The following is a 25,049-nucleotide window of genomic DNA, read 5'->3' on the forward strand; positions in this document are numbered from 1 at the left end:
ATCAACCTCAGACAGAATTCCTTATTTTACTCATGTCATCTGGGACCGACTCTAGTTTAAATCCAGATTCGAAAGACCCATATGCAAACTTGGGCTTGAAGCCTGGAGCCAGTTTTGATGAGGTCCAAAAAGCAAGAGAAAAAAAATTGGAAGAGGTTGGAGAGGACCAAAAAGCAAGAGCACAAATAGAAGCTTCTTATGATTCAGTTTTGATGAGCAGCCTTAAACAGAGACAGTTGGGAAAGGTAAGTACAGCTGCTGCTAATGCTTCGCAAAAGGAGCAAGCAATAACAGACAGGCAAGATGAAAATGGAAAAGTAATTCCCTTCCTCCCAAAATTTCCTCGGATCGAAGCTATTTCTGATGACAATAGTTTGTTTTCTTTATTTCCAACATTAGAATTATCCCAAGGACAAGGATTGATTGTCAGACTTGGGATAGGGATTCTTGCTTTTATTATTTTATATTTATCGGACTCTTCCTCGGTAGATCTAATTTTGCCAATATCAGTTTTAGCGGTTGTAATTAGTCAGATTAAACGAGGACGAAGGATATTGCCTTCCCTTGGATGGAGCGTTGTTTTGCTTTCAGTAGGATTAATGATTGGTGGGCTATTATCTAACTCTTTATATTCACAATATGCTGATGGAGGGATGTTTTCCCATGACCAGTTAGAAGCATTTCCTGCACTTGTTTTACTTTTACTTGGCGCCCTATTTCTTGCTTAACGCCATAAAAAGCACTCTAACATTATCAATAGCCATCAATAATATGTTTCAACTCCTCCTCATTTATTAAATATATCTTGCTACAAAAATGACATTTTATTTCAGCAGATTTTTCTTGGCTAAGAATAGAAACTAATTCATTTTTACCTAAAAGCTTAAGTGCTTCTATGCTTTTTTCTTTTTTACAATTACATTGAAATTTAACATCTTGACTATTTGGTTGTTTACTCTCGTCAATGGGATCAAGTTCGGGGAATACTTCTTCGAATAAGTCCCTTAGATTATCTTGGTATGCTATTAATGCTTCGTTGAATGATGTAATCTCTCTACAACGTTCTTCCAGTAAAGAAACTAAAAGTGGTTCTTGAGCAGCTTTAGGAAGTACTTGGACAAGAAGTCCACCGGCACAGGTGACTTCTTTATTACTTATTTTCTCACCAACAAATACAGCAGATGGTGTTTGTTCTGAATGTAATAAATAAGAAGCAATATCTTCTCCGATGCAGCCGCTTACAAGTTCAACTGTACTGGTATAGGGAGCACCTTTACCCTCATCTCTTATTACATGTAAGTAGCCTTTCCCGGAAGCCGATTGGAAATCAAATTTGTATTCTCCTAACTGATCTTTTACTAAATCTAATTCAAGCGAAGGGTTTCCTACATACCCTCTGACAGTTCCATCTCTACCTGCGTCTACCATTAAGCCATTTATGGGTCCATCAGAGCTGAGCCTTATATTTACTCGACCGTGCTTAACTTTCATTGAACTTGCTAGAAGTAACCCTGCACTTATTGACCTGCTAAGTATTGCAGTGCATAGATAAGAGAGCCCATGCCTTTTTTGTGCCATTTTTGTTGATTGAGTTGTAACTACTGCCACAAGACGAATTCCACCATTTGCTGCAGTGGCTCTTACTAATCGATCATTCATTTTTGTTTTCCATTTAATCGGATCTTTTCATGATTGAAAGATTTCCTCCTCGAAGCTCGTACCTATTTGCATTCCATGATTTAAACAACTCAGGTTCGTGAGTAACTATTATCAAAAATTTGCTTTTAGATAGTTTTGCAAGCAATTCTAGTATTTCATCCTTAACTGACCAATCTAGGCCAGCAGTTGGTTCATCGAGAAGTAATACCTTAGGTTTACGAAGCAATTGAACTGCTAGTGCAAGTCGCCTTTGTTGACCACCACTTAGTTTCTCAGGGGCCAATCTAAGGTCTATGTCTGGAAGGCCTACTTCTTTAAGGGAATTTGTCTGTTCTTGACTACTGAGTCTTTTGTGACCTAGTCGAAGCTCTTGAGCAACAGTTAGCCCAAGGAAATGACGCTCTGGGAATTGAAAAACTACACCGCATAACCACCTTCTTTGTCTTGGATTTAGAGGCTTGTTATTCCAAATGACGTTACCCTTCTCTTGTTTAGCAATGCCACTCACAACTTCAATAAGGCTGGTCTTTCCACATCCGCTACTGCCTGCTACAACTGCTGGGATCCCGTTTATAACACTCAGGGATAAACCATTTAGGATAGGAAACCTTGATGTAGCAGGTCTGTAGTAAATGTCTTTCAATTCCAGCATTGGATTTTCTCAACAGAACTATTTCGTCTAAGAACCATCTCCGCTATTTTTTAGTTTAGGTATTTTTATCCTCCACTTTGAGTTTTAATGATGATTACCCCTATTGAGACATGCAAGTAACATTTCGAGAAGTCGACCCCTTTAATTGCTGGTTATGGCTTCGATTTGCACATGTACCTAGTCATGGAGAGCGAAAATACCTCGACGGAATTCTTGATAGTTGGTATGTGATCGGACGTTTAGGTGGGTTTAATGCAGAAAATCTTCAAGCTCATCAAGAATCAAACGATTTGAGTTTTATGAATTATGATAATGATCAGGCTTCATTAGCTATTCCAGCATTGATGCATAATCTTGGACAAGTCGAATATAAAGATTCTTGGGCAAGGTTTTGGGTAGATTTTGGAACTTGTGATTCAATATCTATAGATATCTTGATTAATTTACTTTCTCATACTGATAGCCAACTTCTAGATTTAGAAGAAATAGTAATAGGAGGTGTTAATGAAAGTTGGGATATTGACGAGCACCCTGACGCAATTTTTGAACCATAAAAGTATATTTTGTCAGAATCTAGACGTCTCCTGATTGAACCCATACGATTGAAGTCTATAAAAGCTTCAACTAGAGAGCTACAATTAAATAGTCAAGAAATCCATTATCTATATAGGGTTCTTAGACTTAGAAAAGGTAGCATTATTAATATTGTCGATGGCTTAGGTAATCTTTGGGAAGCTGTTTTTCAGGAAAAGAAAACAGTCCTTTTTTTAACTGCTATTGACGCTCCCATTATTCACATACCTCGAACTAAGCCAAAACTTGGCCTTGCTGTTGTGGTTCCAAAAAGAGGATTTGACGATATTCTTCGTATGAGTTGTGAGTTGGGCATAGATATTGTTCAACCTTTAAATTCGGACAGAAGTAACCCTTCTTATATTGATCGTCAATCCAGATGGAACTCGATTATTCGAGAGGCTGTCGAGCAATCAGAAAGACTCTGGCAACCAGATCTTTTATCACAAAGCAAAGCTACAGATTGGCTAAAATGTTGTGGCAAAAGATTTCCTATAGCATTCGCTCAAACAAGAATTAGTGGTTTAAAAGAACTAGTTTCCTGGCTTGATAACCTCGAAGATAGTATTGAACAGGCATGGGTGGTTATTGGTCCTGAGGGAGGGTGGAGTGCATCAGAAGTTTCCTTGGTTGAGTCCTTAGGTCTTGAGAGTGTTGAATTTAGTGATCAGATTCTTACGACTTCAACAGCAGCAATTGCTGCGACACAAATCATGGTTGGTTGGAGACGTATAGAGTTGAAAAATCTTAAATAAGTGATTTATTTAGGAGAGCTTTTCATTAATGTCGCTTTTATAGCTTTATGGTTTCATTTTTTTCGACATACCATCAATGGTCGTTTGCATTCCTGATCAATACTATATTGATTTTATCTTTCCATAGATTACCCCTTCTAACTAGAGCAGGCTGGATTCATTCGGGAATTCTTGGGACCATACTATGGGGTTGTCTTGGGGTTAATGGATGGCTAGCCGTTGTCGCCTATTTGATCCTCGGATCATTGGTTACCAAGGTCGGATTTTTATATAAGACACGTAAAGGATTAGCTGAGTCGAGAGGTGGTAAACGAGGCCCGGAAAACGTTTGGGGAGCTGCTTTTATAGGGGCACTTTTAGCTATCTTGATTGGTCTAGGAGTTGGAGACGAATCTATTGTTAGAATAGGCTTTGCTGCAAGTTTTTCTTCTAAACTTGCAGATACTTTTGGGAGTGAAATTGGTAAAAGATGGGGTAAAAGGGCTTACTTGATAACAAACTTTCAAACTGTTTCACCTGGTACAGAAGGAGCAATAAGTGTTAATGGTACCTTGGCAAGTTTTCTAGGAAGCATTGTGATGACTAGTGTAATGGCCTTTTTAGAGATTATTCCTTTTGAAAAGGCTTTTTTTATAGTTTTTATTGCGGGTGTCATTGCCACTCTAATCGAGAGCATATTAGGAGCAACATTGCAATCTAGGTTTACTTGGCTTACTAATGAGTTGATAAATGGAATACAAACTTTTATAGCTGCATTTATAGCGATAATATTAGCTATTATATATCTATAACTACTATTTTAGTTTACATGGGATGTTTCCATAATGACCTCAAGGTTTGCCCATTTTAAGAGCGCTGGCCAACCTAAAACTCTTTTATAGATCCAATAGTGTCCATCTGAATTAAGATGAATACCATCAGGTTCAATCCACGTTCGCCAATGTGGCTCTTCTAACATTGCCTTATGAATAGATAGAAAGGGCACATTCGTTTCTAAGCAGGCCTCCTCAATTTGTGCTTCGTATTCCGATATAGCTTCATTTGAATACCATAGGCAACCTGCATAAGGCATTAATTCTTCATCGACAGGGGTTAAACCTAAAACCAAAACTTCTGTTTCTTTCTTTATTTCGTTTATTAATTGCTTTAACCCAAAAAGATATGCCTCCTTCGTCAGTTGGAACCTACCGTCCAGTCTCCCTATTCTGGCTGCATCGTTTAACCCAACTGATAAAAGTAATCCTTCTGGATATTTTCGACGTAATTCCCCACGTAAATGCCATTCATGTTTCCATCTTCTAGCAACTTTTTCTAATCCATCACCGCGTATTCCTAGTGGATAGACAACTGGAGCATTTGGAGTTGACATCCAATTTCTCCGAAGCCTTTCGCACCATCCACCCTCATATCTATCACCCCAGCCGTAAACACCGCTATCTCCAATTACTATTAGCTTTCTTGGTGCATTAATCATTCCCATAGTAAAACTTACTTTGTCAAGCTTGAAAAGGTCAATATGATTCAGCCGGTTTTCCCTTCTCCATCCAAATTTTAGATAATAGGTTAGAAAGAGTTTCTCCACTCATAGTTAATAGTACGTATAGGAAGATTAAAATTGTTAGTTGGTTCCAGTTAAAGGAACTTAGTGATTCAATTATTTGCCAGCCTAAGCCCGTTCCACCTATTAGACCCACCACTGCTGTCTCTCTTAGAAGAACTTCCGTTCTATAAGCAGAATAAGCAAGATATTTTGGACTTTGAGGGCTGAAGTTACCATATAACCATTTAACCCTTTGGCTGACTCCAATTGAGAACAATCCCTTTTCTGTTAAGTCATTTTGATCATCAATTCCGTCTTTTAGTAGTCGTCCCATTATTCCAACATTATGAGCTCCAAGCGCTAATGCCCCTAACTCTAGGCTGGGAAAAGTAATTAGTTGAAGTAATAATGCTATTAACGGAGTGGGTATAGTTCTTAATAGTATCCAAATAAGTCCATATACATTTTTTCCAATTGAGCCCGGCCATATCATCATAATCAATGGTGGCAAACTAATTGATATTGAGGCAGCTAGTATAGTAAGAGTTAAAGTTTTATATATCAATTCAAAAATAGGTAATTGATAGAGAGCTTCTTTTAAACCTGAAATTGTAGGTAGTGTTATGGGGTGCCAACCAATTGTGCCAGGCAAGTCAACAACATTGTTGTAAATAAAGACAGAAATAAATAAAAGAATAGGAGTTGATATGAATAAAATTAAACCAAATTTAATTTTTATCTGAGGATATACACGAAGTTTTTTTCTTGTTACGGTGAGTGCTTTTTCTACCAAAAATATTAGCATTACTAATATCCAGATAGATGTCCACATTTCTCTAAACTCCAGCGATCTTAGTGTAAGTTCAAGTTCAGTTCCAATTCCTCCCAATCCAAATATACCTAATAAAGTGGCACCTCTTAATGCACATTCGAAACGGTAACCTGAATAATTTATAATCAAAGGTAATATCTTAGGGTATAAGAAAGTAATCATTATACTTATTGGAGAAGCACCAGAATAACGAAGTGCATAAATTGGATTGCGATCTAGAGTATCAATTTGGTCGCTAATAACTCTTGCAAATAAGGAAGAAAATGGTATTATTATTGCTATAATAGCAACCCATTTATTAATACCAATAAATTGAATTAGTAAAAGACCCCATAGTAATTCATGTATTGATCTTGGAATACTTAATAATCTTTTGATGATCATTACTACCCAGTAGGGAGAATTTAATATTTCCCAGGTTAATGATGAACTAAAAATACCTAACAAGGTTCCAACTAAAACAGAAGTTAACCAGCTAATAAATGCAGTTGAAAATGTAACGCCTAACCCTTTAAATGAGCTTTCTATAACAGAAGGGTTAATGGAAGGATTAAGAGCTGCTGATGTGAAATCAATTATTGATGGAATGCCTCCTGCGTGTATTGAAGGGAGTATTTTTATACTAATTGGAATCAGAGCAATTACTGGTAATAAAGCAATTATTGGAGCTGTAAAATTAACCCGTCTCATTTATTTTGTGTAAAACAGGTTTATTTTCTCCAGATCTATATCCTTTATATGCTTGTCTAGGACTAACTTGCCCGAGTCAAGTCCTATTACTCTATCAAATGTATAAATTAATTCTGGTCTGTGTAGGCTTATAAGTACTGATGTTGGGTTTACCGCTTCATCTTTCTTATGCTCATTTGAGCCAATTAGAATTGACAATGTATTTTTAATTAGTTGGGGATCTAGACTTGAAAAGGGTTCGTCGGCTAATATCAATTCTGGATTTTGTCTCAGAAGCCTTGCGATAGCTACTCTTTGTTTTTGTCCACCGGAAAGCTCATTGATATTTGAAAAAATAACCTCTTTAGGTAGCCCTACAGCTATTAAACACTTAATGCAATCGTCAATTTCAGGTAGTCCAATCAAGTTAAGTATTGCCCATAAAATTGACTTTCTATTTAAGGCACCTGAATTGATATTTTGGCATACATTCAATTCCTCTATTAACCGTAAGTCTTGCCATAGGGTTCCAATCCGACTTCGTTTTCTTTGGCTTAGTTCTGATATCTCTTCTCCTTTCCAGTAAGCTTCACCCTCATTAGGTTTAATTAATCCATTAGTGACTGATATTAGGGTTGTTTTTCCGGAGCCACTCTTTCCAATCAGGGCTATTCTTTCTCCATCATTTATACTTAGATTAATATCGGTAAGTCGTGGTCTTCTTTTACCATTTACAGTTACATTTTTTAATTCTATTAGTGTACTCAATTTATCTTTCCAAGCTCTCTACCAATATCTTCTATAGACCTATATTGTTTTTTATCGGCGGAGATAAATTTACTGGCCCCAAATAGTTTCATTATTCTTGTAGAAGAATCTGAATTCTTTTTATGTAAATTTAGGAAGAATTGTTTTAATTTTACTTTAAATTCTATTCCAAATTTTGAGTCTAGGTCAGGTTGGGCCAGCCAGTGATAATCTGCATAAGGTGGTGTGGTCCATATCACAGACAATTTGTCTATTCTTAATCTCTTACTTTTTAAATTTGAATCCCAAACTTGCTTGTTAAGAGCGCCTGCTTCGTACGAACCACTTTGAACCAACGTAATTGTTGAGTCGTGACTTCCACTAAATCCAGCGGACCCTCCTGCAAAGTCATTATTATTAACTCCTGCTAACTTCAGAAAATATTGTGGCATAAGTCTGCCAGATGTAGAACTTTCTGAGCCAAAGGTGAACCTTTTACTTTTCAGTTTCTTTAAGTCTCTGATAGTTTCTATCTTTTCTATTTTACTTCCTTTATTGGCAACAAAAACGCTTTTAAAATTGCTGTCTATATCTCGTTGTGCAATAACATGACCGCCTCCTCTTTGTAATCTAGCCTGGACTCCAGTTAGACCTCCAAACCAGACAAGATCAATACTTTTGGTTCTAAAGGCACTTACCGCAGCTGTGTAATTGGTTACAGGTATATATTTAACTGACACCTTTAACTCTTTAGACATTTCTTGTGCCAGAAGATTGTATATTCTATTTAACTTTTCCGGATGTTGGTCTGGTATAGCACCGATAAGTAGAGCCTTTTCGGCTCTTGCCAATGTACCTGATATTAGGAGCAAAATAATACCAGAAACAAAAAAGTTTCTCTTTGCTTGTAGCGCCTTTGATAACATTAAGTTCTTAGATTAATAATTTGATAGGGATCTTTTTAGTCTAGATAGCCCATCTTCTATATTACCTATTGAAGATGCACAAGATATTCTAATACATCGGTCATTGCCAAATGCGGCCCCTGGAACTATAGCTAATCCTTGATGTTCTAATGCCTTTTTGCAAAAAGTAACAGAGTCCTCCGTGCCTAAAGGGAGTTCAGGAAAAGCATAAAATGCACCATCTGGTGAAACTAGATTTATTCCAGGAATTTTTCTAAGACCTGAAATTAGAATATTTCTACGTTGATTGTAGCAATCGACCATGTACTTAATACATGATGTTGGGCCTGTTAGTGCAGCTAGAGCTCCTTTTTGTGCAAAACTACATACGTTACTTGTGCTTTGACTTTGGAGAGCAGATGCGGCCTTAATCAATTCAATATTTCCTCGAAGATAACCAACTCTCCATCCTGTCATCGCCCATGTTTTTGCAAAACCATTGACTATAAAGGTTCTTTCCTCTAGATCTCTTGCTACCGTTGCTATTCCATTATGCGTCTGGTTTTCAGCAAGTAGAAATTCGTAAATTTCATCTGAAAGAATATATATATTTGGGTGATGTCTTAATAAATTGGCTATGTTTTCTAACTCTGTTCTGTTCATTACTCTTCCAGTCGGATTACCCGGGGAATTAAGAACTAATAATTTTGTCCTAGTGGTAATTAAACTTTCAAGTTTTTCTATATTTAGTTCAAATCCCTGTGATGTTGTTGATTCACAAATAATTGGTTTGCCTCCAGAAAGTTTAACCATTTCCGGATAACTAAGCCAATACGGGGCGGGTATTATTACTTCATCAGATGGATTGATTATTATCTGTAATAGATTATAAATTGCCTGTTTACCTCCGTTCGTCACTAATACCTGATTTGGTGATGTAGGAATATCATTTACGTTAGTGATTTTATGGGCTATAGCTTCTCTTAACTCAGGGTCGCCCGCAGAAGGACCATATTTTGTTAAGCCATCCTTAAGTGCTTTGATGGCAGCTTCAACAATAAATGGTGGAGTAGGAAAGTCTGGTTCTCCTGCACTTAGGCTGCATATGTCACGTCCATCATTAGCTAGTGCCTTTGCTCTAGCGCTTATCTCTAGCGTAAGGGAAGGAGTAAGAGCTAATGCCCTTTGGGAGAGTGGTTTGCGACCGTCCATCGACGTCACATCTTTAAAGATGAGCGAATAATAACTATCCTGCCTGAATGTCCCTTTCTAATTCTTTTGATTCCTATTGGAAGACTAAATGGTTAAACCAATTGTCACATCACTTTTAGCAGCTGCTAGGCCATATGAGCTAGCTGAGTTCTATTCCTATGCAATGGATGCAAAGATTGTTGCTGGATTTAATAAGAGTCACTGGCAAGTGACAAATTCACTTGGTTTCAAGATGCAAATTTATAAGCCATCCACTAAGAAGTCTGAACCATTCAAAGGAAACGCCTTGTCCATATGCCTCTATCGGCCCCCATCTACCAACCCTATCGATGCCTTACATAATTGGTGTAAGGAACTTCTCTTAAAGGGAGCCGCACTTTGTAGCGAAATTACTCTTGATGAATTTGGGGCGGAAACCTGGATTGCTGATCCAGAGGGTAATTTGTTTCTTCTTGTAGTCCCTTCCGGAAACACTTTGACCCCATAGAATTACCTTTGAAAGAGATGTGAGTTTGTGGATGACTTTTTGTCTAAAGCTTGTAGTAGTTGTAGGTCTTGCGACCTCTTTAAAAGCCGTAGGAAGATAGCTTTTAGTAGGGGCAACCCGTCTGCTAATTTTATGTTGATAGGCGAAGCACCTGGTTCTAAAGAAGACGAGCTTGGAATTCCTTTTGTTGGTAGATCAGGAAAGTTGTTAGATCAGCTTTTGGAGAGTGTTGGTTTTAACACCGAATCGGATGTCTATATTTGCAATTTGATCAAGTGTCGACCACCTAATAATCGACGCCCAAGTAAGTCTGAATTAGCAGCCTGTCGATCTTGGTTGGACAGGCAAATTAAGCTTGTCAACCCTAATGTTATTGCACTAGCAGGTTCAACTTCAGTAGCAGCGGTTCTTGAAACCAGCGAGTCAATTACAAAAATTCGTGGTGAATGGAGACTGTGGAAGGGGAGATGGGTAATGCCGCTTTTTCATCCTGCTTATCTTCTACGGAATCCTTCTGTTAAGGAAGAGTCACCTAAATCGCTTACTCGTAGTGATCTTATAGAAGTTAGGAATAAAATAAATACCTATGATTGTTCCATAGGGATTTCTGCGTTTAATACAGAAAGGAGAGACTCACAATGACAGAACTTGTTCACCAGGATCTCGATATTGATTCTAGGCGTTATGACACAACGATCCGACGTCGACCAACTAGAAGTGTCGCTGTAGGCGATATCTCAATAGGTAGCGATCATCCTGTAAGAGTCCAGTCAATGATCAATGAAGACACCTTGGATATTGAAGGCTCTACAAATGCCATTCGACTGCTACATGAAGCTGGCTGCGAAATTATTCGACTTACTGTTCCTTCATTGGCCCATGCGAAGGCTGTAGGTGAAATAAGAAATAAACTTAAAAAATCCTATATGAATGTACCTTTGGTAGCAGATGTACACCATAACGGGATGAAAATAGCTTTAGAAGTTGCTAATCATGTTGACAAGGTAAGAATCAATCCCGGTTTGTTTGTTTTTGAAACTCCTGACCCTTCTAGAACTGAATTTAAACAGGAAGAGATTGATTCCATAAAGGAAATGATTTATGAAAGATTTAAACCTTTAGTCTTGTTATTAAAAGAACAAAATAAAGCACTACGAATTGGTGTGAATCATGGTTCATTAGCTGAGCGAATGCTCTTTTCCTATGGAGATACACCTTTAGGTATGGTTAAATCTGCCATGGAATTTATTAGTATCTGTGACCAACTTGACTATCACAATATCATTGTTTCAATGAAGTCTTCCAGGGCACCAGTTATGCTTGCTGCCTATAGATTGATGGCCGATACTATGGATAAACATGGCTTTAATTATCCTTTGCATTTAGGAGTTACAGAGGCAGGCGATGGAGATTATGGACGAATAAAAAGTACAGCTGGTATTGCTACATTATTATCTGAGGGTCTTGGAGATACAATTCGTGTTTCTCTTACAGAGGCACCTGAGAAAGAAATACCTGTTTGCTATTCAATTTTGCAGGCTATTGGCCTCCGCAAAACAATGGTTGAATATATCAGTTGTCCTAGCTGTGGCAGAACCCTCTTTAATCTTGAGGAAGTTGTTCATAAGGTTCGTGAAGCCACGAAGCATTTGACAGGTCTAGATATTGCTGTAATGGGATGCATAGTTAATGGCCCTGGTGAGATGGCCGATGCAGATTATGGTTATGTAGGAAAAGGGCCAGGTGTAATTTCTCTCTATAGAGGACATGAGGAGATACGCAAGGTTGCAGAAGAAGATGGCGTAAATGCTCTAGTTCAATTAATAAAAGATGATGGAAAATGGTTCGATCCTACTAATCACTAATTTCTTAGGCTTCAAAACAATACCTATAATTATGAGTTCAATTTTTCCTATTCTCAAGAGAAAGACCGCTAGAAATTTAATTTTAGTTTTCTTAGGCCTGAGTTCTTTTCATCCTAAGATATTATATTCAGCACCTTTTTTTCAGTTCCCAAATAGTAATTCTGTAAATATTAAAGATAGTCCAAAAGAACTAATTGATCAGGTATGGCAAATAATTTATAGGGATTTTTTAGATGCATCAGGCAACTATAATTCTGTTAAATGGATTGATATTAGGAAGGAAATTCTCTCTAGAAAATATGTTGATAGAACTCAATCATACAATGCTATTAATGATATGCTTGCACGACTAGACGATCCCTATACAAGGTTTCTCGATCCAAAGCAATTTAAGGAGATGAGGATAGATACTTCTGGCCAGCTTTCTGGAGTTGGTATTCAACTTTCTGTAGATGATGAGACAAGTAAATTAATAGTTGTTTCACCAATTGAAGGGACTCCGGCATTTAAAGCAGGTGTATTACCTAAAGATGTAATTACTGAGATTGATGATAAATCAACTAAAGATATGTCTATTGAGACTGCAGTTAAACTAATTAGAGGTAAAGAGGGAACTTCTGTAACGCTTGGTCTCGAGAGAAATGGAGCCAAAGTGAAAGTCGAACTGATTAGGGCAAAAATAGAAATAACCTCACTAAATAGTCATCTTAATATTACACAGTCAGGATTCAAGGTTGGATATATTAGGTTAAGGCAGTTTAGTGCAAATGCATCTCGGGAAATGCGAAATGCAATTAATATTCTTCAATCAAAAGGTGCTGAAGGGTATGTTTTGGATTTACGAAGTAATCCCGGAGGTCTTCTTGAAGCAAGTGTAGATATAGCACGTCAATGGTTGAATAAAGGGACAATAGTTAGCACATTAACAAAGACAGGAATACAGGACGTAAGGAAGGCCAATGGAAGTGCACTAACAGAGCGACCAATCATCATTTTAGTTAACGAAGGATCAGCAAGTGCTAGTGAAATTCTTTCAGGTGCTATTCAAGATAATAAACGAGGTTTGCTTGTTGGTAAGAAAACATTTGGCAAGGGCCTTGTTCAATCTGTTCGTGCTTTGTCAGACGGGTCTGGCCTTACAGTTACTATTGCGAGATACCTTACTCCCTTAGGAAGAGATATTCATAAGCATGGAATTAAACCTGATGTTGAGGTTGGATTATCAACAAAAGAATTAGAAACACTTACAGTAGATCAACTTGGTACAAATAAGGATCCGCAATACCGGATAGCGGAAAATTTGTTAGTTAAGAGAATAATAGAAAACAATACAGGCCTTACTTTGAATTCAGCTAATTCAAATTTTGTATATACTTTAAATTAAAATCTGAATTATTTACTCATTTTTAACATTAACTTAATTGGTGCTATGGCTTTGTTCCTTATTTTTTCGTCTATAATAATCTCTGGCTTCATATTTAATAGAGAGAGATATATTTTTTCAAGAGTATTTAAGCGCATGTAGGGGCAGGCATTGCAACTACATCCATCTATGCCAGGAACTTCCAGAAACTTTTTTGAGGGCTGCTTTTTTTTCATCTGATGCAGAATTCCAGGTTCCGTAAGAACAATGAATGAATCAGCAGAACTTTCATCACTTCTTGCAAGTAATTTGCTCGTAGATCCTATGAAATCTGCCAAATCCAATAGATTTTGTTGGCATTCAGGGTGAGCCAATACTTCCGCTTTTGGATATTCCATAATAAGTTTTAAAAGTGCTTCTTCGCTAAAATTTTCGTGTACCTGACAACTACCGGGCCATAAAGTAAGTTTTCTACCACTTTGGTTTTGTACCCACCTTCCTAGGTTTTGATCAGGTGCAAAGATTAATTGTATATTTTCTGGAATTTTTCTGATTAAATCAACAGCATTACTACTAGTACATATTAGGTTGCTTTGAGCCTTAACTTCAGCCGAGCAATTGATATAGCTAACAACATAATGGTTAGGATATTTTGCTCTAAATTTCGCGAAATCATCCGAGTTACAGTCATCAGCTAAATTACAACCTGCATCAAGATCTGGAATCAATACAGTCTTTTCAGGGTTTAGTATTTTTGCTGTTTCTGCCATAAAGTGAACACCACTAAAGACAATTACATCAGCATTTGTTTTTTCCGCTTTTCTTGATAGCTCGAGTGAGTCGCCTACAAAGTCTGCAATATCCTGAATATCATTATCTTGGTAATAATGGGCCAAAATTACTGCGTTACGTTCAGTTTTAAGAACGTCAATAGCCTTTATGAGTTCAGGCTTGTTTTTGGGGACCTCTACTGTCCTATTTTCTGTTCCTGCTTTCATTGCTAGAAATCTAAGGCAGAATTGTTTAAGAGCTTAACCATTCAAGCTGTCTTCTCTTAAAGTTGTAATTGCGGGTGATCTGCATGGAGTTTGGGGTGAAGAGGACCAGTTGGTCCTTTCTGCGCTTCATCCAGATCTCGTTTTGTTTGTTGGTGACCTTAGTGATGGTGATATCAGAATTGCCAAATCTATTACACAACTTCCTTTCCCAAAGGCTGTAATCCTAGGTAATCACGATAGGGGTGGCGATCCATCAGGAAATGTTCTTCAATCCCAATTAAGACTACTAGCAGGGCTCCATTGTGGATGGAAGCATCTTTACTGGGAGGAATTGGGTGTCTCTGTTGTAGGAGCTAGACCCTGCAGCGGAGGAGGAGGTTTTCATCTATCTGAAGCTGTTAAAAATGTATTTGGTCCTATAACAATTGAAGAGTCTGTCGATAGGATTGTATCTGCTACGAAGCGGGCTCAAGAGGATATCCCATTAATTATCTTGGCTCATTCTGGCCCTACAGGACTTGGTTCTGACTCAAATTCAATTTGTGGGAGAGATTGGAAAAAACCTGCAATTGATTGGGGCGATAAAGATTTAGCCTTGGCAATAGACAAAATTAGAGAATTTCGCAATCCTGAGTTAGTTGTGTTCGGCCATATGCATCATCAACTTTACCGAGGAGGAGGTATTAGGAAAACTTTTTACAAAGATCAATTTGGAACTTTCTATTTAAATACAGCTTGCGTACCTCGTCGAGTTAAAGATAGAGATGGAAACATCTTAAGTTGTTTTTCTCAGGTTGATATTCTTGAAGGGAAAGTAATATTTGCAGCACACCTTTGGATTGCTAGTAATGGAAGGATTGTTTATCAAGAGACTTTGCTTGATAAAAAGATAGGTTAATTATATTTCCTCCTGTTTTATGTGATTTCTGAATTTCTGTTTTTAATATTTGGATATCTATCTTCGATAGGGCTAAATTGAGGTTTTAGGTTGTTTGTATATAAAATATCTTCATTCACTATTAGTTTTGGGGGTTAGGATAGCTTGTGCTACTAAATAGGCAGCTATTATTGATCCTATAAACCCTAAGCAATTTCTCGCAACGGGTAGTAATTCAGTTGTCCTTGTTATTACTGGAGCTATACCAAATATACCAAAGAGCATTATCCATAAAGGGGAAAATAATGCTAACCATCCCCAAGAAATAATAGCACCTTCTTTTTTAGGAAAGGCGGCAAAGCCGGCTATAAGACCTCCAAGTATTGATGTTACTAAAGACCATAGAGATTGCTCTTTGGGTAATCCTGGAACCAGCTGACATCCACCACGGTCGAGGCATGTCTCTATGGCATTAATAGCTCCCAAGACAGAGCCATCTTCTCCATTATCTCTCACATAATATTGATTACCATACCTTGTTTGTAATTCAACCCAAAATAATCTTGGCATTAACGCAAATAAAGCATCGCCTACGTTGAAATTCAGAAGGTTACCCCCCCTTGGATCAGCTATTACAAGTACGCTTCGCTCGTCTAGTTGCCAAAAATCCCTTACCGCTAGTCCAGGTGTTTTCTCGAATTGAGTCAATACCCTTAATTTCCAACCGGTTTCATTCTCGTATTCTTGCAGTGAGTTATCTAATGTAGTTCTTTGTTGCTCTGTAAGGACTCGAGCAAGATCTATCACAGATGTTTGATGGTCTGGTAGTAAATCAGGGTTGTCATAGGCGAAAGCGGCCTGGCTTAGGATCAACGATAGGATTAGGCAAAGCAATGCTGTAAAGCATCTTTGCCTCTGCTCGACACGCATAAGATTATCTTTCTCTATTGTATTCTGTCTGATTATCTGACCTTCTGTGAATAGTTGCCCAAATTGGTTGAACAAGAAGATTTCTCAGGCGGGAGGTAATATTCCATTTAGAGATTATATGTCCCATGCACTTAATGATCCTGAGCATGGGGCATATGGATCTTCAAAACTACGAATAGGAAAACAAGGAGATTTCGTTACTTCACCATCCCTAGGTTCGGAATTTGCTAAATTATTAACAATTCAAATAGTGGACTGGTTTAAACAAATTGAAGAGCATCTTGGTGAGAATGAACGAATTACTCTTGTAGAGATTGGTCCTGGAGAAGGCACCCTATTGGCCGATATGATTTCAGAATTGAGACTAATATACCCATCTATTCTACTAAGGCTTGAGGTTGTATTAATTGAATATAATATCTCTATGATATCCAATCAAAAAGAAAAACTTGCATCTGTTATAGATATTCCTATTCACTGGAGAACATTTCAGGAAATTTACCAAAATCCTATAACTGGAATTCTGATTGCTCATGAGATGCTGGATGCTCTACCTGTAGAAAGATTTATATGGTCAAATGGTAGTCTTTGGAGGCAGGGTGTTTGCTTGCATAACGATAATAATCAAATCTCTTTAGCCCTTACAAAACTTCCAATCCCACCTACATTATCTGCACAACTTATAGATGCTAAAAAGTTTTTTGGGATTACAATTCCACCTGAAAATGTGCCAGAAGGTTGGTGTAGTGAATGGCATTGTGAACTTGAAAATTGGTTCTCAATGGCGTTCCAATCGATTAAACAGGGTTTATTATTAGTTGTTGACTATTGCCTTGAAGCTAAACATTATTATTCTCCAGAACGTACTTCTGGAACACTATTAGCATATAAAAAGCAAACAGCAAACGAGGATTTTCTAGTTGATCCTGGATTTTGCGATCTCACAGCACATTTATGTATAGAGACTCTCTTGGGATTTGCTCAGCGTAGTGGTTGGGATTTTCTTGGACACGTGAAGCAAGGAGAAGCGCTACTGGCGTTAGGTCTGGCAGATAAATTATATTCACTTCAGAAATTTTCAAACAAAGACTTAAAGATAGCCCTCTCTAAGAGAGAAGAACTTTTAAGATTAGTTTGTCCCTCCGGTCTTGGTTCTTTTTACTGGTTTGCCTTTCAAAAAAGTCTATATAATCAAACTAGTGACATCAGATCTGGTGTTCGAACCCTGTTCTTAGAAGAACCTATTGCTTAATTTTTTGATACATAACATTATCTCATCTTTACTTACATCATCCCTTATCTGAGCACCACCTAAACCTTTTGGAAGGATAAATCGAATCCTCCCCTCTTTGACTTTCTTATCACTTAATAGTGATTTCCAAAATTCATTGAAATTGATTTCTGGCCAAGATGTTGGCAGGCCAAGGTTTTTTAGCAATGTTAATTGCCGATTTGCCTCCGCTTGTGTCCAACAATTTTTCTGAATTGCAAGTGTTCCTGCAGCTACCATCCCAATTGCAATAGCTTCTCCATGCAGGAAATTTCCATACCCACATATTTTCTCAATAGCATGACCAAAAGTATGGCCGTAATTCAAAATTGCCCTTTGACCAGCCTCTAACTCATCTGAAACGACTACATTTACCTTTGCATTGGCAGACCTTTTGAGAATATCTTCTATCTGTATATTGCTGAGGTCTGAGAATTCATTTATGAATTTAAATTGCTCTAATTTTGAAAATAGAACAGAGTCGTAAATGACGCCATATTTGACAACTTCCGCCATTCCAGCTCTAAATTCTCTTGAGGGAAGTGTCTTTAATGTCATTGGATCTATTAAAACTAGTTTAGGTTGATGAAAAGCTCCTATAAGATTTTTACCGCCTGGATGATTAACCCCAGTCTTACCGCCAATTGATGCATCAACCATTGCAAGTAAGGTTGTTGGTACTTGTATAAATGCTACGCCTCTTAACCATGTAGCTGCTGCAAACCCTGTCATATCTCCAACTATCCCCCCACCTAGTGCAATCATTAGAGAATCTCTCTCTAGTTGATGCTCATATGCTGCATTATGGATCATAGTAATGCTTTCTAATGTTTTATTCTTTTCACCGGAATCTACAAGAATTAGTTTTGGATTAAAGTTACTCTTTTTAAGTGTTTGTATACATAATTGTCCATAATGCTCCGAAATATCTGTATTAGAGACTATTAGGATTTTTGTATCAGATTTAAATCCTGCTTTTTTGACTTCTTCTCCAAGCCCCTCTAAACCAGGCTCACCAATGACGACTTCATATGATCGATCACTCAATGGAACATTGATACGGTTGCCTGTTTTTGTCATGAATTCGCAATGATGATCGAGGTTTTTCTAACTTTTAAAGAATTTTAGGTTGTACTTATACTTTAGCTTAATGCTTTATTGGTATTCGTTTGGATATATACAGCAGCTTTGTCAGGCTAGTAGAACCTATAATTGGTTGATCAAAGCATATTTAGTACTATTTTATTTCCCTATCTCCATTTATCTCTATTTGAGATTTCTTCACTTTCCTAGCCCTACTGCCTTTCAAATATTTATAAATATGACTGGCTTGTCGTTCTTCTATTCGGCATACTTTCTTTATACATGAGTAGCTTATCGATCTCGACCCCTTCAATTCATAAAACTCTTATTGGAGTAATTGGCGGTGGCCAACTAGCTCAAATGCTTGTTGAAGCAGCGATTATTCGTGATGTCAATGTGGTTGTTCAAACTGGATCTATAGAAGATCCTGCTACCGCTAAGGCCACAAAACTAGTTCTGGCGAACCCTATTGATGCTGTTGCTACTCGAGATTTGGTAAAACATTGCAAAGGAGTGACTTTTGAAAACGAATGGATAAATGTTCGAAAATTGCGCTCATTGGAACAAGAAGGTGCAACTTTTTACCCTGCCTTAACGGCAATTGAGCCTTTAATAGACAAGATTTCGCAGCGTTTATTACTTCAGAAGTTAAATATTCCAGGGCCAAAATGGACCAGTCTTGCTTCGATCATAGATCACCCAATAGAACTTCCCCCAGGCTGGACATATCCTGTTATGGCAAAGGCTACTAAGGGAGGATATGACGGGAAAGGAACCAGGGTCATAGAAGATTCGAATGATTTAGAAACTCTCCTACGTTCTGTAAATCAAAACCATTGGTTTTTAGAAAGCTGGGTTCCTTATGAAAATGAGTTAGCTCTTGTCTGTAGTCGAGATAGAGCGGGGACAATACGGACTTTCCCTTTAGTTGAAACCCATCAGACAAATCAAGTTTGTGATTGGGTTCTAGCTCCTGCTGAAGTTAACCACTCAGTTGAGGTACTTGCCTATAACATTGCTTGTTCCTTATTAACAGAACTTGATTATGTGGGTGTATTAGGGATTGAGTTTTTCTACGGATCGAAAGGATTGCTTGTTAATGAAATTGCTCCACGCACCCATAACTCTGGCCATTTTTCCATAGAAGCCTGTAATAGCAGCCAATTTGATCAACAACTATGCATCTCAGCGGACTTAGTCCCACCCAATCCAGAGCTAGTTCATCCTGGAGCTCTGATGGTTAATTTATTAGGTTTACCAAAAGGAAATTTCAAACCTTTAAAACAACGTCTTTTGGAATTAGAGGCATTGGACAATTCCTTTCTTCATTGGTATGGCAAGGAAAAGGAAATATTTGCCAGGAAGCTCGGTCATGTCACTGTGTTGTTACAGGGGAAAGATTCAATGTCTCGTCGACGAGAAGCTGAAAGTGCAATCCAGGCAATCCGATCTATATGGCCACCATTAAATATGAATTCCCTCTAAATTAGCAAAGGCTGTTGTGTTGGTGATGGCCTTTTCTAGTGCTCTGATCTGACTCTCTTTCGACTTGAGGTTTCTGTCGTGACAGTGACGTAGACCGATCTTGCATCGGAAACGAAGCTCCACTTTGCGACCTCTTCTGGTTTCTCCAGGTCGATGCTGCTGGGGTCACATGGCACAGCGGTCCACTAGGTCCATAAGAGCTGCGGCAAGGAACAATCCTCCCAAGTTCGGACCTAGTGTCATTTAAATTTTTATCAATCAAATTATGTGTCTATACGGAATAGTATTTAAGTATATTCAATGCTTAAGAAGACAGAATAGTGCGAAATAGTGCGAATGATTAGTTAAATTCATCACTTAATTCCGAACAAATTAATTTTAATAAACTAATTGATTTACTAGGTTAAAGGCATAGGTACTAATTTCATTGTATAAGTTGATTGCGTTTCTACTCAATATATAATAGCATTTTTCTACCTTAGATTTATCCTATAAGTTCTTAGGATAGTTTAAATACTTAGTAATAAGCAAGAATATCACTTAAATAAAAGAGCATTATGACCTGCGCATAAACACTCCCGTGTTAACACTGATTTACAGATGTCGACTTTTGTAGGTAGACCGGATTAGTAATCTATTTTTATTGATCTATTCTTTCCCATGCTTTTCCCTTTAACGACAACAGGTTAGTTTTATGGAAGCCCCAAAACCTATGTTTACAAAAACATCAGCATCACATCCACATGATGAGAGGTCTCATGATACATTTCGAGATCGACGGAGAAGTGAGATGAAACGAAGGTTTCTTTTGTTACAGGCGAGACGTTCAAATTTAGAGAGAGAACTAGATTCTATTAAATTATCCCTTATTTCACTAGATAAACAAATGAAACACTATGCCGCATATGAACAGTTGACGATAGGTTAGTCATATATTTATTAAGTTAATAGATTATTAGTATTAATTAATAGGTTAATCACAATTTTGTTAAATTAATTTACTCATTTCTTAAAGTGGCTTTCCAGATATATATATGTGAAATTGAGGATTTAGCCAATAAATACTTACGTAATACATAAGCATAATATTTAAACCTATTATCATACTTGTCACAACTACAAACTTCTGATCATTTTGCTGTGGCAGTGAAAGCTGAGATGTCTTGATTTGAATTTGTTGTTTCTTGTTATTCATTAAAATTTTGCTCTAATAGTAAGAATAAAAAATATAGAAATATTGAATATAAGCAGTTTTTGCTTATATTCAATAGAATCTTATTTCATTAATTAAGCTTTGTACTTTCGATTGGTTAATCATTTATATGTTCTATAACCTGATTAACCTTTTTTCTTGTATAGCTTGTTAACAAGCTGCTTAATTGGTTTGAAAGGATTTAGTTCCATTTTTTTTTGGGGGAGAAAATAATTTCCCCATAATATTTATGGGGAAATTATTTGATTAGTGTTCCTAGAAAATGCCTGGAAGAATTTGCCCTGTTAAGGCATAGGTTCCTAGAGCAGCTACGATTCCTATCATGGCGAAACGGCCATTTTGAATTTCAGCGTTTTCGTTCATTTTGTTAGAGATTTTTGTGAATAGATTTAGACAAATCATTCAATTACCTTTTAGTAATCATTTGACTGCCCTGTAGAGCTAATGACCTGACAATGATTTGTCAGCTTTAATTGGCTCTTTTTGTTTTTTACTGGAATCAGTAATCTTCCTGGAATTTGTTAATTAAAAAATTCCAGGAAGTATCTGACCTGTAGTTGCATATGCACCTAATGCTGCAACAAAACCGATCATTGCCCAACGGGAATTGGCAATTTCTGCTTCTTTCGCATAACCGGAGTAGTTGGGATCCTGGTAGGGACGCGATTCAATCGCGAACATGTTTTGTCTCCCACCTTCTTCAGTTGTTATATATGGTGATGAGTTCATAGCAGTAGTTACTAAACCACCCCTGGAATGATTTGTCCTGTTGTTAGATAAGCTCCAACAGCAGCCCAGAAACCCATCATTGCTGCCCAGCCGTTGACACGCTCGGCAATGATTTTTTGCTCCTCGACCTTAGGTTGATTTTTAGAGACTTGCACTTTTAACCTCTTTTTGGTGATTAATGTGAATGGCCTGAACTGATCCGGCCTGTAAAGAACTGTAACGCACTTTATTGAGAAGCGTGACATGTTTTCAAAGATATTTTCTAAATACATATCAAATACCCCTTTATTACCTCTTATTGCAACGAGTTTTAATTTATATTTGGGCTTATATTTCTACAAATGACTTGCCAATTGCAGAATTAACTTCCTTATTAGCCCCACTTTGTAAGGTTTAATCTACAAAATAACTCCTTTGGTTACCTTTTTAATCGCTAATTTTGAACCGATACATATTTAGAAGTTGCCTTTCAGCCGGTGAATTTTGTTAAAGATATCGTTAACTCTGTCGTTATTTCTATTGACTTGTATTTAACAGAGTTCATATAACCCATAGCGTAGCCTTTTAAAGTTCCTTGCTGGACTAGGGTTTAATGTAGTTTTATCCCGCTCAAGGCTTTTCCATGTCAGAGCCAGATGTTGTCTATGTGCTAATAGCGCCTGTAGGCCAATTAAGTGCTAATGGCCAGTTAAGGGAGACTGTTAAAGAGAGAAGAAATCGTCAAGGAGACGACGTCGCTTTTTGGTATCTCTCTCCTGAGTTGGTTAAGCAATTCCAACTTTCGGTCAAAGATGTCGAAGGGGTTGTGGCTACCGAGTTGACCGCGATAAATTGGCTGAAATTACGTCTAGGAGGTGAATGTTTCAACGCTCAGCTGGACATAGAAAAGCTACGCGCTCTAGCAACTGAATTACCGCCTCCTCCAATCACTAGAGATATAGCTTGTAAGTAGAAATTTTCTTGCCACTAATGTTGATATGACACTTCGACACAAAATCACAGTCCATCATCGACAGGAAGGTCGAACCATAGTCCTTGAAGTCCCTGATGGCGAAGAAATTCTTCGTTATTTCGAATCCAAAGGTGAAACCCTTCCTTTCTCTTGTAGAAATGGTTGTTGTACTACCTGCGCTGTTCGAATTTTGAAGGGGGAGATGGACCCTACTTCTGGGATTGGATTGTCTTCTCAAATGTGCGACCGTGGTTACGGTTTGCTATGTGTAGCAAAAGCCTATGGCCCCCTTGAGGTCGAAACTCAAGACGAAGATGAGGTCTATGAAATGCAATTTGGTAAGCAATTTAGAGAAATTAAGTCCAAAAAAGGTAATCCATTTGATATGTAAACCATTCTGTTGTTAATTTCATTAACTTAGTAATCTTTCTTCAAAAAAACTTCACTTTAAATATAGATAGTGATATATATTAAACACTTCTTCAACTAAATTTATCCATATCTAACGGCTGAGGTTTTTTCCATTGGAAGAGCAAACTGTCTTAAGATTAAAGAGACAAACTTTGCCATTGCAACTGGTTTAGAGAGACCTGAACTTTTTCTCCAGTTCCTAAATGATTCAAGGATTTTCAACCGCATTTCTAGAAACCTTCCGTCTTCAAAGTTGTATACCCATGGGAAGGCATTCTTGGAAGTGTTATTTGTTTGTTTGATTACTTCTTCATCAAATAGAACAGGGTCAATGTCTAATAACTCATAAAATTCTCCTCTCTCGCAGACAGTAAGAGTATGAGTAAGAAATACTGTCCAGAGGAAGAAACGACTTAGTATTTTTCCTCTAATGCCTTTAGTCATTCCTGGCCAGCACCTCATCATCATATTTATACAGTCTCCATGCCGATTTTCATCTTGGCACCAAGGCTCAAAAAAGTCGAATAGAGGGGCACATGCCTTGTCCGGGTTTGCTTTGAGGTGTCGGTTGATCAAAATATATCTCCAATATCCAATTTTTTCAGATAGATATAATGAGTAAAGAACCCAACTTAGAGGGAAAAATGTTGCAGCCCTTTTCTTAGGGAGGTTGGGCAGGTCAATATTGATTCCCTCTGCTTTGAGTGCTCTACCAAGGAATCCAGCATGCCTTGCTTCATCTCTAGCTAAGAACTGGAAAAATTGACCTAATTCTTTTTGACCAGCTTTTTTGAATCTGTTTGAAATCTCCTTAAATAGAAGGAAACCAGAGAATTCAGAGACTACTGAACGTACTAAATAGCTTTCATAGACTGATTTGTCTTCCGGGGAAAGTTCGTTAAGACGTTCTAGCGAGGCTTTCCTGTCAAAATGTTTGAGATTGTAGTCAGCCTCCATCTCTTTGAACATAGCCTCAAAGTCTGATCGGGCTATTTCGAGATTGGTCTTTGCAGCTTTATCAAATTCTGTTGTATAGAAACGAGGTGTTAGAAGGTTCTCGTCTAGATGAGGGGGCAGCTCGTTCCTTCCCAAAGTAGGAGGGGCACTAGAAGCAGTTGCTGTCATTGCTTTTCTCTATCCGATCTCTGATTCTATGCCCTTAGGTCTGTTTATTGAGCATTTCAATAACTAGCTACATAATTTATGCCCACGCTGCTGTGAGATGTTTGCTTCTTTTTGAAAGTCCCCTTTAACTAAAAAAGTTTATTCTGATTTCAGAACTAAGGGAGGTGGTGGCTCTTAGCTTGTAAAGCTCCCTTTAAGCTTTGTGGTTACAAGGTATTTAATTGGTATCAGTGCTTCGTAAGGCATTCTAAATGCCTTTATTTATTTTCTTCTTAGATTGGTATTTCATCATAGGAATGAGACAAACCCTCACTCCAAAATAGAAATCATCAGGATGTCCTTAGTTCCCTGTATAAAGCATAAACTACTTTAACTATCTACTGATAAAGTGGAATTTTCCTTTTTTCGTCGAAGTTCGTGCATACCTTCAAGTTCATTGTAGACAGCCATCAATTTTTTCTGAACTGAGTCCATATTCTCCAAATTCTTTATTGCCTTCATAGCGTTAAGAAGATTTTCTTTGGCTTCGATCAGAAGCCGGCATTCGGTACTCCCAGGCTCATATGACATCGATAAAGGAATTCGTTGTTATCCACACAATTTATCGAAGTATGTTTGTGTTTGCAGTGACTAGCGATACATACCCATAAAGAGCTAAAGGCTTTGCTAGGCCTTTATGTCGAAGAGTTGAGGTCATTAGCCTGTTGATTGCAGTTC

At 37.6% G+C, this 25,049-nt stretch carries 29 protein-coding genes and 1 other RNA gene; 15 read left to right on the forward strand and 15 right to left on the reverse strand.

What is annotated here, in order from left to right:
• Nucleotides 1-32 precede the first annotated feature (32 nt).
• Entirely contained in the window at nt 33-728 is a 696-nt protein-coding gene (locus SOI84_RS01190; protein WP_320674583.1) for a CPP1-like family protein, read from the forward strand.
• Nucleotides 729-753: 25 nt separating this feature from the next.
• On the opposite strand, the gene hslO is transcribed toward SOI84_RS01190, so the two are convergent.
• Together hslO and SOI84_RS01200 are read right to left on the reverse strand one after the other, a co-directional pair.
• Nucleotides 754-1,659: an Hsp33 family molecular chaperone HslO gene (gene hslO / locus SOI84_RS01195; protein WP_320674584.1), complete on the reverse strand. Its 906-nt coding sequence runs from the start codon at nt 1,657-1,659 to the stop codon at nt 754-756.
• A 13-nt stretch (nt 1,660-1,672) separates the two neighbouring features.
• Nucleotides 1,673-2,311, reverse strand: a complete 639-nt coding sequence (locus SOI84_RS01200) for an ABC transporter ATP-binding protein (protein WP_320674585.1) — start codon at nt 2,309-2,311, stop codon at nt 1,673-1,675.
• Between the two features lie 110 nt (nt 2,312-2,421).
• Between SOI84_RS01200 and SOI84_RS01205 the strand changes: the two genes are divergently transcribed.
• Genes SOI84_RS01205 through SOI84_RS01215 form a run of 3 tightly spaced genes read left to right on the forward strand, consistent with a single transcriptional unit; the run spans nt 2,422 to nt 4,430 of the window.
• A complete protein-coding gene (locus SOI84_RS01205; protein WP_320674587.1) occupies nt 2,422-2,865 on the forward strand; it encodes a DUF3531 family protein in 444 nt (147 codons plus the stop codon).
• A gap of 9 nt (nt 2,866-2,874) precedes the next feature.
• Nucleotides 2,875-3,639 (forward strand): 16S rRNA (uracil(1498)-N(3))-methyltransferase, encoded by a 765-nt coding sequence (locus SOI84_RS01210; protein WP_320674588.1) that lies wholly within the window; start codon nt 2,875-2,877, stop codon nt 3,637-3,639.
• 47 nt (nt 3,640-3,686) lie between these two features.
• A complete protein-coding gene (locus SOI84_RS01215) occupies nt 3,687-4,430 on the forward strand; it encodes a TIGR00297 family protein (RefSeq protein WP_320674589.1) in 744 nt (247 codons plus the stop codon).
• 8 nt (nt 4,431-4,438) lie between these two features.
• Here the strand turns inward: SOI84_RS01215 and SOI84_RS01220 are convergent, their stop codons facing one another.
• The 5 genes from SOI84_RS01220 to SOI84_RS01240 are packed head-to-tail and all read right to left on the reverse strand — an operon-like array spanning nt 4,439 to nt 9,544.
• On the reverse strand, nt 4,439-5,113 hold the full coding sequence (locus SOI84_RS01220) for a GDSL-type esterase/lipase family protein (RefSeq protein WP_320674590.1): 675 nt from the start codon (nt 5,111-5,113) through the stop codon (nt 4,439-4,441).
• A gap of 37 nt (nt 5,114-5,150) precedes the next feature.
• Nucleotides 5,151-6,701, reverse strand: coding sequence for a PhnE/PtxC family ABC transporter permease (locus tag SOI84_RS01225; RefSeq protein ID WP_320674591.1), 1,551 nt, complete (start codon nt 6,699-6,701; stop codon nt 5,151-5,153).
• A complete protein-coding gene (locus SOI84_RS01230; RefSeq protein WP_320674592.1) occupies nt 6,702-7,448 on the reverse strand; it encodes an ATP-binding cassette domain-containing protein in 747 nt (248 codons plus the stop codon).
• Nucleotides 7,445-8,353 carry a putative selenate ABC transporter substrate-binding protein gene (locus SOI84_RS01235; protein WP_320674593.1) on the reverse strand — a complete coding sequence of 303 codons (909 nt, stop codon included), beginning with the start codon at nt 8,351-8,353 and terminating at the stop codon, nt 7,445-7,447. The genes SOI84_RS01230 and SOI84_RS01235 overlap by 4 nt, the downstream gene beginning before the upstream one ends.
• Before the next feature lie 12 nt (nt 8,354-8,365).
• Entirely contained in the window at nt 8,366-9,544 is a 1,179-nt protein-coding gene (locus SOI84_RS01240) for a pyridoxal phosphate-dependent aminotransferase (RefSeq protein WP_320674594.1), read from the reverse strand.
• 88 nt (nt 9,545-9,632) lie between these two features.
• Between SOI84_RS01240 and SOI84_RS01245 the strand changes: the two genes are divergently transcribed.
• From SOI84_RS01245 to SOI84_RS01260, 4 genes are read left to right on the forward strand one after another with little or no spacing between them, the layout of a single operon-like run.
• Nucleotides 9,633-10,031 carry a VOC family protein gene (locus SOI84_RS01245; protein ID WP_320674595.1) on the forward strand — a complete coding sequence of 133 codons (399 nt, stop codon included), beginning with the start codon at nt 9,633-9,635 and terminating at the stop codon, nt 10,029-10,031.
• Between the two features lie 27 nt (nt 10,032-10,058).
• A complete protein-coding gene (locus SOI84_RS01250) occupies nt 10,059-10,673 on the forward strand; it encodes a uracil-DNA glycosylase (protein WP_320674596.1) in 615 nt (204 codons plus the stop codon).
• Nucleotides 10,670-11,896: a (E)-4-hydroxy-3-methylbut-2-enyl-diphosphate synthase gene (gene ispG, locus SOI84_RS01255; protein ID WP_320674597.1), complete on the forward strand. Its 1,227-nt coding sequence runs from the start codon at nt 10,670-10,672 to the stop codon at nt 11,894-11,896. The genes SOI84_RS01250 and ispG overlap by 4 nt, the downstream gene beginning before the upstream one ends.
• A 31-nt stretch (nt 11,897-11,927) precedes the next feature.
• The gene (locus SOI84_RS01260) at nt 11,928-13,280 is read left to right on the forward strand and encodes a S41 family peptidase (RefSeq protein WP_320674598.1); all 1,353 of its coding nucleotides are present in this window, start codon (nt 11,928-11,930) and stop codon (nt 13,278-13,280) included.
• An 8-nt stretch (nt 13,281-13,288) separates the two neighbouring features.
• Here SOI84_RS01260 and nadA read toward each other — a convergent pair whose 3' ends face one another.
• Nucleotides 13,289-14,257: a quinolinate synthase NadA gene (gene nadA, locus SOI84_RS01265; RefSeq protein WP_320674599.1), complete on the reverse strand. Its 969-nt coding sequence runs from the start codon at nt 14,255-14,257 to the stop codon at nt 13,289-13,291.
• A gap of 67 nt (nt 14,258-14,324) precedes the next feature.
• Here nadA and SOI84_RS01270 point away from each other — a divergent pair, with 67 nt between their 5' ends.
• A complete protein-coding gene (locus SOI84_RS01270; protein ID WP_320675491.1) occupies nt 14,325-15,155 on the forward strand; it encodes a TIGR04168 family protein in 831 nt (276 codons plus the stop codon).
• Nucleotides 15,156-15,266: 111 nt separating this feature from the next.
• On the opposite strand, the gene SOI84_RS01275 is transcribed toward SOI84_RS01270, so the two are convergent.
• Nucleotides 15,267-16,064, reverse strand: a complete 798-nt coding sequence (locus tag SOI84_RS01275; protein ID WP_320674600.1) for a TPM domain-containing protein — start codon at nt 16,062-16,064, stop codon at nt 15,267-15,269.
• 118 nt (nt 16,065-16,182) lie between these two features.
• On the opposite strand from SOI84_RS01275, the gene SOI84_RS01280 reads away from it, so the two are divergent.
• Nucleotides 16,183-17,316: a class I SAM-dependent methyltransferase gene (locus SOI84_RS01280; protein ID WP_320674601.1), complete on the forward strand. Its 1,134-nt coding sequence runs from the start codon at nt 16,183-16,185 to the stop codon at nt 17,314-17,316.
• On the opposite strand, the gene aroB is transcribed toward SOI84_RS01280, so the two are convergent.
• Nucleotides 17,296-18,414, reverse strand: coding sequence for a 3-dehydroquinate synthase (gene aroB, locus SOI84_RS01285; protein WP_320674602.1), 1,119 nt, complete (start codon nt 18,412-18,414; stop codon nt 17,296-17,298). The two genes, SOI84_RS01280 and aroB, sit on opposite strands and share 21 nt — an antisense overlap.
• Nucleotides 18,415-18,699: 285 nt before the next feature.
• On the opposite strand from aroB, the gene SOI84_RS01290 reads away from it, so the two are divergent.
• The 3 genes from SOI84_RS01290 (at nt 18,700) to SOI84_RS01300 (ending at nt 20,830) form a co-directional block, all read left to right on the forward strand.
• A complete protein-coding gene (locus SOI84_RS01290; RefSeq protein ID WP_320674603.1) occupies nt 18,700-19,902 on the forward strand; it encodes a 5-(carboxyamino)imidazole ribonucleotide synthase in 1,203 nt (400 codons plus the stop codon).
• A 5-nt stretch (nt 19,903-19,907) separates the two neighbouring features.
• Nucleotides 19,908-20,090: non-coding RNA, 6S RNA (ssrS, locus tag SOI84_RS01295), on the forward strand.
• Nucleotides 20,091-20,614: 524 nt separating this feature from the next.
• On the forward strand, nt 20,615-20,830 hold the full coding sequence (locus tag SOI84_RS01300; RefSeq protein WP_320674604.1) for a hypothetical protein: 216 nt from the start codon (nt 20,615-20,617) through the stop codon (nt 20,828-20,830).
• Between the two features lie 540 nt (nt 20,831-21,370).
• Here SOI84_RS01300 and SOI84_RS01305 read toward each other — a convergent pair.
• The 3 genes from SOI84_RS01305 to SOI84_RS01315 all read right to left on the reverse strand — a co-directional run bounded on the left by SOI84_RS01305 (nt 21,371) and on the right by SOI84_RS01315 (nt 21,999).
• A complete protein-coding gene (locus tag SOI84_RS01305; protein WP_414153602.1) occupies nt 21,371-21,478 on the reverse strand; it encodes a chlorophyll a/b-binding protein in 108 nt (35 codons plus the stop codon).
• A 162-nt stretch (nt 21,479-21,640) separates the two neighbouring features.
• On the reverse strand, nt 21,641-21,844 hold the full coding sequence (locus SOI84_RS01310; RefSeq protein WP_320674605.1) for a chlorophyll a/b-binding protein: 204 nt from the start codon (nt 21,842-21,844) through the stop codon (nt 21,641-21,643).
• Nucleotides 21,845-21,855: 11 nt separating this feature from the next.
• The gene (locus tag SOI84_RS01315) at nt 21,856-21,999 is read right to left on the reverse strand and encodes a high light inducible protein (RefSeq protein WP_320675308.1); all 144 of its coding nucleotides are present in this window, start codon (nt 21,997-21,999) and stop codon (nt 21,856-21,858) included.
• A 467-nt stretch (nt 22,000-22,466) separates the two neighbouring features.
• Here SOI84_RS01315 and SOI84_RS01320 point away from each other — a divergent pair, with 467 nt between their 5' ends.
• Both SOI84_RS01320 and SOI84_RS01325 read left to right on the forward strand, forming a co-directional pair.
• Entirely contained in the window at nt 22,467-22,796 is a 330-nt protein-coding gene (locus tag SOI84_RS01320) for a hypothetical protein (RefSeq protein WP_320674606.1), read from the forward strand.
• Between the two features lie 25 nt (nt 22,797-22,821).
• Nucleotides 22,822-23,187: a 2Fe-2S iron-sulfur cluster-binding protein gene (locus SOI84_RS01325; protein WP_320674607.1), complete on the forward strand. Its 366-nt coding sequence runs from the start codon at nt 22,822-22,824 to the stop codon at nt 23,185-23,187.
• Between the two features lie 101 nt (nt 23,188-23,288).
• Here SOI84_RS01325 and acsF read toward each other — a convergent pair whose 3' ends face one another.
• Nucleotides 23,289-24,332, reverse strand: a complete 1,044-nt coding sequence (acsF, locus tag SOI84_RS01330; protein WP_320674608.1) for a magnesium-protoporphyrin IX monomethyl ester (oxidative) cyclase — start codon at nt 24,330-24,332, stop codon at nt 23,289-23,291.
• A 369-nt stretch (nt 24,333-24,701) separates the two neighbouring features.
• The gene (locus tag SOI84_RS01335) at nt 24,702-24,902 is read right to left on the reverse strand and encodes a hypothetical protein (protein WP_320674609.1); all 201 of its coding nucleotides are present in this window, start codon (nt 24,900-24,902) and stop codon (nt 24,702-24,704) included.
• Nucleotides 24,903-25,049 lie beyond the last annotated feature (147 nt).

The organism is Prochlorococcus sp. MIT 1341 (assembly GCF_034092415.1).
In the GTDB taxonomy this organism is placed as follows: domain Bacteria; phylum Cyanobacteriota; class Cyanobacteriia; order PCC-6307; family Cyanobiaceae; genus AG-363-P08.